The following is an 11,916-nucleotide window of genomic DNA, read 5'->3' on the forward strand; positions in this document are numbered from 1 at the left end:
GACACGGGGAGGGGGAGACGCGGAGACGCGGGGAAGTTGCATCTGTCCTTTGAAGTTCACATCGTCGGAAGTCGGTGCTACAACTTCTCTTTGTATCGCCGTGTCCCTGCGTCCCCCCGTCCCCGTGTCCTCCCGTCTCTCTACCGTCGCCACAGTGGTGGAACAACTTTCGGAAGCTCCTGCGATTTTTTTCATGCGATTTGATGGGGCTGGTGCTGTCAAATAGTAATTGACGGTGGTTTTTAACCAAGCACTATCTAATTCTGCTGCTGAGGCTGTATCGGTTCCCCAGCGCCAGCCCAAAAATGTAGAACGTTCTGTGGTGACTACTGCGGCGGGATTATCCTGAGAATCCCAAATGGCAGGAGATTGCACGCCCATATCGTTGGGAATGACAACACCACCCCGGACTTTGCCAAAGAGTGCCGTTTCATTTGCCCATCCGGGAAGTTTGGTTTTTGCAGGTTTGATTTCTTCCAGGTCACTGAGGCTGAAACCCCAATAACCCCCTAAGAGCGATCGCAATAATTGGCGCACTCCTGGTGCTGACAAACTACCCGCAGGGCCGCTGGCAATTAAACGCCCTCCTTTGCTCATCCATTCTTCCAAGGCGATGGCTTGGGTGGGGGTTAATGTTTCGATGTTTGGCAAAAATAATATCCGGCGATCGCCCCAATCGCCCATACTCCTTACATTATCTAGAGAAATTACACAATATTTCACACCTATTGTTTGTAGGCGGTCTGTTATCCCTGTCCATTGATTTGCATTTTCTTGGCTATGCACTATGCTCAATACAGGTTCTTCTGTTGCCGCTTTTACTGGTAAAATATTAAATAAATTTAAAAGTAAAATTTCTAAACCTAAAATTGATAAATTTTTAGCTTCTTTAATTTCTAAATTAGGATATTTTCGCTTTTGCGGATGCTTCACCAGTCACTCCTTACGTAATTATTGATTAATTCACTTATTAATCATAATTCATTAGTAAGTAACAGAGTATTCGTAAAGCTACCTAGCGAATAAGCTTAGTTAATCTAGTCTATCAAAAATCATCAACAGCGCCAAGAAGAATATTCAAATAGTTACAGGGGATTCTACATAAATTGTTGGTTCTTGCATTGTGAATTTAATTCCATTCTTAAACAGCTGTTTAGAGATTTTTTCATTTGCCAATTCTAAGAGACGCTTGCGTAATTGTAGGGAATTTTCACTGGAACCCAAAATAAAGAATGTTATTCTTGTGCGAGTGATTTTTTGTTCTTCATTATGATTTAAAAAACTAATATTAGTGCTGCCTGGATCGATACCAAATAAAGAATTAGTACTTTCAATAATTACCTGTTCCACTAAAGCTTGTTCTCGTTCTTGCAGTAGCTCTAAAAAATCAAGGTAAAGTAAAACCATAACCTTCTTTCCACGGGTAATATTTTCAATTTCTAAGTTCGCCAATATAGAATTGGGAATAATAGATAAAGTACTTTTAGCCGCCGTGCGAATTTTAGTGGAGCGAATACCAATTGACTCGACTCTTCCAAATAAACCTTCAGGAATTTGTTGAGATTTTTGTAATCGAATATATTCTCCAGGAACAAAGGGACGATCTAAATATAAAACTATTGTTCCTAACAATTGTTCTAAAGTTTTTTGAGCGGCAAAAGCTACAGCTAATCCCCCAATTCCTAACCCAGTTAATAACCCAATTAAATTAAATTCTTGACTTTGAGCAAAGGCTAAAACAGCAATAAATCCAATAATCACATTGGCGAGGGTTTCAAAGACTAAAAGTAACTCATCTACTTCTCTACCAAACTTACGCACTAGCTCAATTCCATAGGCTCGAATAAACTGTCGGAATAAGCGAGAAGACAGCCATGCTAAGCTAACAATTACAGCTAAATCCATAATTGTCGAAAGAAATTTATAGATCGATTTATATTCGATAATCCAGGCTAAAGAAAAGGAAATGAGAATTAAACTGCCTGCGATTCTAAATAAATTTCTAATTGGATCGATTAAATTATTATAAATACTAGCAACTTGCTGTGGTGCAAAACGTCGAATGATAATTCGCAAGAACGTCGGAGTATATCGTCCTATTAGTAAAGACAGGAGAACAAAAATTAGAAATACTCCAAAACTTGACAATGCCGATATTGTGCTATCACGTTGTAAAAATTCCAGAATTATTTGTGAAATATTTTTCATCAGTTTTAAATGGTAATGGGCGAGTCAACATAAATGGTTGGTTCTTGGATATCAAAGGCAATACCATATTCTTGTAAACACTCAGTAATGCTTTGAGTCGCCATATTTAGTAATTGACGGCGTAATTCCATTGATACATCTCCAGAACCTAAGATAAAGAAAGTAACTTGTGCTTGGGTTGTTTCTGGATCTGATAAATGATTAATAGCTTTAAAAGTGACTTCTGTATTCCGGGAATCAATGCCAAATATCCCATTTGTACTATCTAGAATAACCTGACGAATTAAAGCTCGTTCTTCACTACTCAGGTTTTTTTCAAAGGTCAAATATAAAATAGACATGACTTTTTTTGCACCAGTAAAGTTCTCAATATTCACTTGAGTCAGAGAACTATTCGGAACTATCATGAGAGTTCCCTTACCAGATGTTCTAATTCTAGTAGACCTTAATCCTATTGATTCAACTCGCCCAAAAGTACCATCAGGAAGACCAATATAATCATCAATCACAAAGGGGCGATCTAAATATAGAACAATGCCACCTAAAATTTGTTCTAAGGTTTTTTGAGCAGCAAAGGCTACTGCTAAACCACCGATTCCTAAACTCGCTAATAGTCCTAAAAGATTAATTTGATGTGTTTGAGCATAAATAATAATTGCTAAACAAATAATCATCAAATTAGCGACCCATTTGAAGAGAATGAGTAGCTCACCACTGATTTTTTGCCCACTTTTAAATGCAGCATTTAATAAATAAAAATCAAAGAATTTTTGAAAGATTTTTGACCCTAACCAACTAACAGCGATCGCCAAAGCCAAACTCACAAAAATTTCTAGTGGATTTGTCCAACTATTCTGTGGTAATAAAGATACAACTAACTCCAAATTTGCAATGACAACTACCACAATTAATAAGTCTTGATTTGGCTTAATTAATTTTTGGTATAAATCATTAATTGGCAGCAAATTCAATTGCTTCACTAGTAAATTTAACGACGAAATCATGAGACTACCAAAGATAAATATACAAAATCCAACTACCAAACCCATAAATCCAATTTGTAGTTCTCGGTTTGTAGTGATTTCTGATAAAAAACTCAACATTTCTCTAATTGGTGTTAGTCATTGATCATTAGTCATTGGTCATTTGTGGTTATAAGAACAAATGACCAATGACGTTACTATTATCAATTTACACTCACAGTCCTATGAACAACAAGTGAGAATACAAGATTACTTAGCATATCTAGCTCAACTTTTAACCAAATAATTACTAATTCGTAATTTTTAATTAAATGAGTAAAAGTCTCTTGATTCATCAATGAAAACATAAAAATGTGTAGTGTCATTATTTCAAGCTCATAACTGAAATTGCAGGGTAAAATTACGTTATGGAGCGCAGTCCATGACGTAAACGCAGCGTCAAGCACGAACGCTTAGAGGGTTATTATCGATTCCAAATTATTGAGAAGCAGTCAGAATCCAAAATACTGAATTGAGACGACTTTCAAATTCAAGCTTCATAATCAAGAGAAAAATTGAGAATTCATAGCATCCTTGATTTTTCAATTCCAAGCTGGATTCTAACTGCTTACTTCTGAATTTTTACGGTTGTTTTATCTATCCAATTAATCATTTGAGTTTTGAGAAAACTCTATCCAGAGATAAATGCTAGATAGATAGACTACCGCTACAATACAGATAGTTAAGATGAAGTTAAAATCAGTCATCGCATTTAATCCAACGTAAAAGTGTGCAGCAAGTTTGCAAACCCACATTTGTAAACTTGCTATTTCACACCCAAATTTTTGGATGCAAAAAAATGAGTTTTTAGTCCACAAGCTTGGACTAGGTAAACTTAGGGAATTGCAAAAATAAATTATTCCAGTTAAAGCTTTGACTGTTGATTGTTAACTGTGAACAGTCAACAATTGCAATGGAATCTTTTTTTACTTGTAAGTCCCTTAATGAGGTCACTCAATGGATGAAACTTCGTATTTAGAGGGATAGCCTAAATATGACTAACCAAAGAAGCTATCTATTTAAAAATTGACCACACAAACACGTACAGTTTGTGGACTGCTTGCTCTCAATTCTATTGAGGCAAGTGGCTTAAAAAGGGTAATGAATTAAGCTCGTTTTGCTTGTGATTCAGAATTTTAGATTTTTTTGGCTGATAATTGACCCTGGTGAATGAAATAAGTCAAAAATCCAAAATTCAAAATCATCAACTAGTTAGCATTGTTTAGCTGACTAGCGTAATTATCTGCACGCGATTGCTTTATTTACCTATTGATTTACAGTCTACACCACAAGACATCAAAAGGCTAGGCAAAAAATTATTTTTTCCAAAGGCTAACTCATAGAAGTTGCACAATCTTGTTAAATTGTATAGGCTAAAGAGTTAACAAAAATAACTAAGGACACTTTTCAAAGCAAGTAAAGTACACAATTATGGTTTGTTAACTAGCTGTAAAACTTGCTTTACTTCTAAATTTCGCTATCAGCAACGCAGGCATTAATTAAATCTTCAACTCCAGCCACAGGTAAGATATTTATCTTCAATTTACTTGCTAATTCTGCAACGCTCATATCATCTAGAAATACCAACTCACCGTGCTTTAACATCACCTTTGGCAGCAAAATTCCATCGCCTAAATCTTGTCCTGCTAAATTTAACAGCAAGTCATGACCTGTTAACAATCCTGTGACACTAATATCTTGCCCCCAGTAATCACTAGATAAAGCACGCATATTTACTTCTAAACCTTCAACCGAATTTAAACGCTTCAAAATTGGTTGGAATGCTTTTTCAACGGTGTTACCCACTACCCAAGTAAACTTTCTCTGGGGATAGACTTTTGCAGGTAGTAATTCTGCGGCAACGGTGGCAAATTCTTTGATAAATAACTGAATTGAACCAACACCGTTATCAATTTGAGGATATTCTTCATATTCTGATTCGCTTGGTAATTCTTCACCTGCAATCAAAAACCATTCATCAGCTAACCAAGCAACGCTGGAACCAAATTTTTGGCGAAATTGTTGGGAAAGCATTTTGACTTGCGAAATCACTTCTTTAGCTTTTTCCCTAGTTACAGGTATAAGTTCATCTTCTTGGGGACGAAATCGTGTCAACCCAACTGGTACAACCGCCACTGACGCCACCGTAGGCACTTCACCAGTATGAAAGGAAGCTAAATCTTTAAGAGTTCGTTCGAGATGTTGGCCATCATTAATGCCGGGACAAACAACCACTTGGGCGTGAATTTGTAGTCGCCTTTCTTGAAACCACTTGATTTGTTGCAAGATTTGTCCCGCACGGGGATTTTTGAGTAATTTAGTTCTGACTTCAGCCTCCGTGGCATGAACGGAAACATACAACGGAGACAAACGCATTTGTTCGATGCGTCGCCATTCTTTTTCTGGTAGATTGGTGAGGGTAAGATAAGAACCGTACAAAAAGCTCAGACGATAATCGTCGTCTTTCAAATACAAACTAGAACGTTTACCTGGTGGCTGTTGGTCGATAAAGCAAAACGGACACCGATTATTGCACTGAATTAAGCCATCAAATAGGGCTGTTTCAAATTCCAGCCCCAAGTCTTCGTCGTAGTCTTTTTCGATTTCAATATGATGTGTTTTACCAGTAACGTCTAAAACTTCTAGTTCTAAAACTTCATCAGCACATAAAAATTGATAGTCAATTAAATCACGGGGACGCGTACCGTTAATTGCAACGATGGCATCCCCCACTTCAAAACCAATCTCTGCGGCTATAGAATCAGGTAGTACTCTGGTAATGCGGGCTGGTTGAATAGTAGACATGGGTATGGGCATGGGGCATTGGGCATGGGGCATTGGGCACTTGTACTGAGCGTAGTCGTTGGCGCAGCCTCTCGCACAGAAGTATGGGGCATTGGGCATTGGACTAATGACCAATGACCAATGACTAATGACTATTATGTAATTTATCCTTGCCAACCTGCTGCGATCGCTAGTAAGATAGCACTGCCGAATGCTAATCTATACCAAACGAAAATCATTGTATTTTTAGTTGCTAAGTATTTGATTAAGAATGCAATTGATAGATAGGAAAATATAAAGGTTGAAATAATTCCTACAATTAACAATGCAACAATGTTATCTGGTAACTGTTGGGCTTGAAATAATTTGAAAATTTTCAGACTCTTATATAAGGTTGCAATTGTCAAAGTGGGAAACCCTAATAAAAAAGAAAATTTTGCCGCTGTCGCACGTTCTAATCCTAAAAATAACGCAGTTGTCAACGTGGAGCCAGAACGAGAAACACCAGGAATTAAAGCAAGGGTTTGTCCTAATCCCACTAAAATACCATCCCGAATCTGCAATGACTCAAAACCTCGCTTGCGAGTACCGATTTTTTCTGCTAAACCAAGTAAAAGTGCCATGATAATTGACATGATGGCAATAATTAAGGCACTCTCAGGGATAATATCTTTCAAAAGAAAGCCGACAATTAAAGCAGGTAGTGTTCCCACTGCAATACCTACCAGAATTTTCCATTCCTCCCGTTCCCAGTCTTTTTGTTTTACAGCTTCAATTCCACCTTTAACAATACTAGAAATCAACGACCAAAAGTACCCCAAAATTGCAATCACACTGCCAAATTGAATGGCATCGACAAAATCTTTAGATCCTAGTTCTTTCCAACCAAATACCTTAGTGACAATTAGCAAATGTGCAGTGCTACTGATTGGTAAAAACTCTGTAATACCTTGAACAATACCTAAAATAAAAGCTTCAAGAAACTCCATAATACCTTTCTCCTACTTCTAAAAAAGAGAACAAACATTCTTTAAGTAACAGTGTTACTTTATATACTTTTAGCTGCACCTAATCTTCTAGAAAATTCAATTTTAGTGATGGATAACACTATCTAAGACGCTGACCATGTTCTTACACCAATCTCAATAAGTCAACGCAATTTTAGGAATTCATCAAACTTTAATATTTACCCAACTAATAGTCTGGCAAGTCAACTTTGCTGGGTTTGGACTGGGAAAAGGGTAAAGGGGAAGGGGTAAGGGATTTAAAACCTTTCCCCTTTACCCTTTAAAGAGCCAAGTCACGAAAGCGGACTACTAAAGAGAGAGGGAGAAAATTCTTCCTTGTTTTCTTTGTCCACCTTGTCCCCCACCCTGCGGGTTCGCGCTAGCGTCTCTGAAAGAAAAGCTAAAGCTACATCCCCCTCATCCCCTTCCACGATGCTAAATTTGAGTATAATTTAAATGCCCTGGGGGGGGATTTTAAAGTGTGATATCTTAAATAAGGTAAAGTTTAGTAACAAATATTAAAAACGTTGGTTAATAACACATTATCTTCCTACACCGCTTCTATTCCTTCCCTGGATGCCGAGTTGGATCTGTCTAACATCAAGCACAGGGATGTCAAAAAATTGGAATCTACACTATCATCTTCTCCCTCTTTGCCTTTATCGATTTCTGCTCGACAAACATGGTTGGTATTTGCGGCGGCGGTATTTTTGGTATCAGTGCCAGTATTTATAGAAGCGCCAATAGTGCGATCGCTACCTAGTTTGAGTTTAGCGCTGACCGGATTTTGGGTGTGGCTTAGTTTGAAATTAATGTCACGTCCTGCAACCTATGTCTGGGGAGATTTGTTGTTTGGCTTTAGCTGGAGTTGGTTAGCAGGAGCGATTTACTGGGGTTGGTTACGTTGGGAACCATTATGGCATCTGCCGGTGGAATCTATCGGCTTGCCATTTGCTTGTTGGTGTTTGGCAAAAAATTGGGGCAAGGTGGGTAATTGGTTTTATTTGGGTTCCTTGTTCGGTACAGTATTAACTGACGTATATTTTTATATTGTGGATTTGATGCCCTATTGGCGACAAATCATGATTGCAGATGTAAATAGCACGTCAAAAATTTTACAAAATGCTTTAATCCAAGTAGAAACACCTTCGGGAGAAGCTTGGGCGATAATTCTCGCTTCAGTATTATTACTAGTGGGAATTTTATCTTTAGGTAGAGTTGAGAGACACTGGTATGCCTTTGGCGGCGCAGTTTTAAGCACAATTTTGGTAGATAGCTTATTTTTGTTCGCAGCGATCGCAGCCTAAATATATGACAAAATTCACACTAATCTGCGTTCTCAAGGGTAATTCTAGCTCTGGGGAGATGAAGTTGGGAAATTTGGAAATTTTGTGAATTTAGTTAAGAAATATTACAATAATTGCCCGACAGCCTAAAGCCGCCTTGACTGGAGTTTTCGGCGTTAGACATGCCAAAATCTCTATCTATTTGGCATGTAGAATCAGCCAGCCAAAAAGATTTTATGGAAGCGGGAATGATACCGTATTCTGTAAATACAACGCTTTTGCGGCTGAAGCAAGCTGCTGAGGGCTGGCAAAAATTTTACCAAAAGTACAGTCAAACCCAGTAACAGTAAATATTGTGGATATTAATACGCTGTATATTAGTTTCTGATGACTGCTGTGTTGATTAAGCTATCAGGTTTTGGCCTTTGTCCTTTGTCCTTTGTTCTGCAACAAATGACCAATGACTCATGACCGCTGACAGATGCTAGCTTAAAAATTTTATTTCTGTTTGATGGAAAGAGGTACAAAAATCGTGAAAGGATTGGTGCGTTTATTAACAGTGTTTAGTTTGTTACTTGGTTGCTGGGGATGGTTGGGAACAACTCAAATAGCCCAAGCTGCTAGTTTCAACAGTTTTGCTTTTCCCCAAGTGCCAGTTTTGGCAATTGAACGGCAGAATAGCGCAGACAGAAAGTTAGCAACGGATTTCGGTAAAAAAATTGATTTAAATAATACCAACGTCCGAGCATTTCAACAGTATCCAGGGCTTTATCCCACCCTTGCGCGACTCATCATCAAAAATGCTCCCTACAAGAGTGTAGAGGATGTATTGAACATTGAAGGATTGAGCGATCGCCAAAAACAAACCCTGCAAGCCAACTTCGACAACTTCGCCGTCACAGAACCAGAATCTGCCTTTATCGAGGGAGACGATCGGTTTAACAATGGCATCTACAGATAACTGCACATTCGAGTTAACGTAGCAAATAGTAGCCCACTCCTAATTCCAGGGAGTGGGACAAAATTATGAGTTAGGAGTTAGGAGTTAGAAGTTGTGGGTTATGAGTTAGGAGTTATGAGTTATGAGTTGGGAGTTATGAGTTGAAAACACAAAACTCCTCACTCCTCACTCCTCACTCCTCACTCCTCACTCTTGATTCCTCACTCTTGACTCCTCACTTCTAACTTATTTATTACTTTGCCTCAGATAGATATTCCTAGCCAATTTGATGTTTTAGTAGTGGGTGCTGGTGCTGCTGGACTCTACACAGCGCTATGTCTACCAGAGTCTTTACGAGTGGGCTTGATTACTAAAGAAACTGTGGCTTTGTCCGCCAGTGATTGGGCACAAGGTGGTATTGCCGCAGCAGTAGCTCCAGAAGATTCTCCCACGCTGCATATTGAAGATACAATGCGGGCAGGTGCGGGTTTATGCGATCGCTTTGCTGTGGAATTCCTCGCCCGACACGCCCCTAGCTGTATTCAGTCTTTGGTTGACTTGGGGGTTGCTTTTGACCGTCACGGTAAAGCTTTGGCTTTAACTTTGGAAGCCGCCCATTCTCGCCATCGGGTTCTCCACGCCGCCGACACCACAGGACGAGAAGTTACCACCACCCTCACAGCCCAAGTTCTCCGTCGGCAAAATATTCAAGTCATCCAGCAAGCTTTGGCTTTGAGTTTATGGATTGAACCCCAAAGCCAGCGCTGTCAGGGAATTAGCCTGTTTTATCAAGGTAAAATTACATGGGTGAGAGCTGGTGCTGTGGTGTTGGCAACTGGTGGCGGCGGTCAGGTATTTGCCCAAACCACTAACCCTGCTGTGAGTACGGGTGATGGTGTAGCGATCGCCGCTCGTGCTGGCGCTATCCTCCGCGATTTAGAATTTATTCAATTCCATCCCACAGCCCTCACCAAACCCGGTGCCGATCGCTTTTTAATTAGCGAAGCTGTACGTGGCGAAGGGGCACACCTCATCGATAACGAAGGGCGGCGTTTTGCCTTTGACTACGACCCAGCCGGAGAACTCGCTCCCAGAGATGTTGTTAGTAGAGCAATTTTTAGCCATTTACAACGTACCGCCCTCGACCCTGCCACTGCCCATGTGTGGTTGGATATGCGCCCCATTCCCGCCGACAAGATTCGTCATCGCTTTCCCAACATCGTTAAAGTTTGTCAGCATTGGGGTATCGATGTCTTCAACGAACCAATTCCTGTAGCCCCTGCGGCCCATTACTGGATGGGTGGCATTGTAACAGATTTAATGAATCACACAAATATTCCTGGTGTATACGCAGTGGGTGAAACAGCCAGTACTGGAGTACATGGGGCAAATCGCCTTGCCAGTAATTCCCTACTAGAATGTATTGTCTTCGGTGCCCAGATGGCTAATATTGAATTGGCAGATATTGGGCAACCCTCAGAAACACCGATATTCCCATTCAGGAAATTTACTGCTAATGCCAGCGAGTGGCAAACTCAGCAAACACAACTAGAAACCCTCAGGGAGAAATTACCGCGCTTAGTGTGGCAACATGCTGGTATCTGCCGCGAACAGTCAGGATTAGAAAGTGCGATCGCCACCGTAGAATCTTGGCAACAAGATTTAGCTGCTTTGCCTTTAACTCAATTTCTGTTAGCTTTACATCCAGCAGAACCAGCTAGTCTCGATTTACCAAATGTGGAAGCCCAATTGCGACTTTGGGCAGAAACCCGCAATTTATTGGATGTAGCCCATTTAATTCTCAAAAGTGCCGCTTTTAGAACTGAAAGCCGCGGCGGACATTATCGCCTAGATTATCCTCAACCAAATTCACATTGGCAAGTCCACACACTTGTACAAACAAACCACTGGTGGAAATCTTCAGTATTGGATGATGGGCATAGGGCATAGGGCATAGGGCATGGGGCATGGGGAGATGAGGGGCACAGAAGGTAGGGGAAAAGGTTAATGGTTCGACAAGCTCACCAACCGGGAAAAGGGAAAAGGAATAAATTTAATCTTTCCCCTTTCCCCCTTTCCCCTTTCCCTTTCCCCATACCCAATGCCCCATGCCCAATTTAACGAGTACCACTACCATGTTGGCTGTCAGGCCCACCATAATTTGGCGGTATATATGTGTTTTTTAAATCTGGATAATTGACTTTCCGGGCAATCAAGGTGTTGCTGCCATTAGAGTTCAGACTGGTAGCACTTGCAGTACTGAATACACCTACGTAACCCACAATTTTTGGGATTAGGATGTAAGCGCCTATACAAAATATCATACATTTTGTGATTCCCAAGTGAATTTTCATAATCTTCAGTAAATTTACTAGTTTTTCCCTTAAAAAAGTATTTTTTTAATTTTGTAGGTAAATATACGTAACTTCCCTTGAGAATATTCCAAAATTATTAATTTCTGCTGCTGATAGACAATTAATGCTCTGTTCGTTTGCAGTTCAGCATTTGTTTGCTGGTGTTAAATAGTCTTAACACTTAAGGAATATTCTTAAATGCGCTGTTTTTGCATCAGTCTAAGGTTAGATTTGGCAATCAATTTCCATAGGCAGTTTGAACGGTTCACTATTTATTAATAATATCTTAATAATTTTAAGTATAAACACTATGTT

General features: G+C 39.6%; 9 protein-coding genes and 1 pseudogene. 4 read left to right on the plus strand and 6 right to left on the minus strand.

All coding sequences use genetic code 11. The features are described from left to right. The 5 genes and pseudogenes from GNE10_RS23870 to GNE10_RS23890 all read right to left on the minus strand — a co-directional run. Positions 1-933 (minus strand): annotated as a pseudogene (locus GNE10_RS23870) (glycoside hydrolase family 10 protein); the annotation flags it as partial. A 144-nt stretch (positions 934-1,077) separates the two neighbouring features. Then, the gene (locus GNE10_RS23875; protein WP_185567284.1) at positions 1,078-2,208 is read right to left on the minus strand and encodes a mechanosensitive ion channel family protein; all 1,131 of its coding nucleotides are present in this window, start codon (positions 2,206-2,208) and stop codon (positions 1,078-1,080) included. A gap of 5 nt (positions 2,209-2,213) precedes the next feature. Next, positions 2,214-3,311, minus strand: a complete 1,098-nt coding sequence (locus GNE10_RS23880; protein WP_185567285.1) for a mechanosensitive ion channel family protein — start codon at positions 3,309-3,311, stop codon at positions 2,214-2,216. Positions 3,312-4,697: 1,386 nt separating this feature from the next. After that, the gene (locus GNE10_RS23885) at positions 4,698-6,035 is read right to left on the minus strand and encodes a TIGR03279 family radical SAM protein (RefSeq protein ID WP_185567290.1); all 1,338 of its coding nucleotides are present in this window, start codon (positions 6,033-6,035) and stop codon (positions 4,698-4,700) included. Positions 6,036-6,178: 143 nt separating this feature from the next. Continuing rightward, a complete protein-coding gene (locus tag GNE10_RS23890) occupies positions 6,179-7,003 on the minus strand; it encodes an undecaprenyl-diphosphate phosphatase (RefSeq protein ID WP_185567286.1) in 825 nt (274 codons plus the stop codon). Positions 7,004-7,548: 545 nt separating this feature from the next. Between GNE10_RS23890 and GNE10_RS23895 the strand changes: the two genes are divergently transcribed. The 4 genes from GNE10_RS23895 to nadB all read left to right on the plus strand — a co-directional run bounded on the left by GNE10_RS23895 (position 7,549) and on the right by nadB (position 11,197). Continuing rightward, positions 7,549-8,328 (plus strand): DUF3120 domain-containing protein, encoded by a 780-nt coding sequence (locus GNE10_RS23895; RefSeq protein ID WP_185567287.1) that lies wholly within the window; start codon positions 7,549-7,551, stop codon positions 8,326-8,328. Between the two features lie 161 nt (positions 8,329-8,489). Continuing rightward, positions 8,490-8,651 carry a hypothetical protein gene (locus GNE10_RS23900; RefSeq protein WP_185567288.1) on the plus strand — a complete coding sequence of 54 codons (162 nt, stop codon included), beginning with the start codon at positions 8,490-8,492 and terminating at the stop codon, positions 8,649-8,651. Between the two features lie 188 nt (positions 8,652-8,839). Then, positions 8,840-9,268, plus strand: a complete 429-nt coding sequence (gene psbU / locus GNE10_RS23905) for a photosystem II complex extrinsic protein PsbU (RefSeq protein ID WP_099068590.1) — start codon at positions 8,840-8,842, stop codon at positions 9,266-9,268. A gap of 237 nt (positions 9,269-9,505) precedes the next feature. Then, the gene (gene nadB, locus GNE10_RS23910) at positions 9,506-11,197 is read left to right on the plus strand and encodes an L-aspartate oxidase (RefSeq protein ID WP_185567289.1); all 1,692 of its coding nucleotides are present in this window, start codon (positions 9,506-9,508) and stop codon (positions 11,195-11,197) included. 167 nt (positions 11,198-11,364) lie between these two features. On the opposite strand, the gene GNE10_RS23915 is transcribed toward nadB, so the two are convergent. Next, entirely contained in the window at positions 11,365-11,571 is a 207-nt protein-coding gene (locus tag GNE10_RS23915; protein WP_143863056.1) for a hypothetical protein, read from the minus strand. Positions 11,572-11,916: the final 345 nt, after the last annotated feature.

Source organism: Nostoc sp. 2RC (genome assembly GCF_014222165.1).
GTDB lineage: Bacteria > Cyanobacteriota > Cyanobacteriia > Cyanobacteriales > Nostocaceae > Nostoc > Nostoc linckia.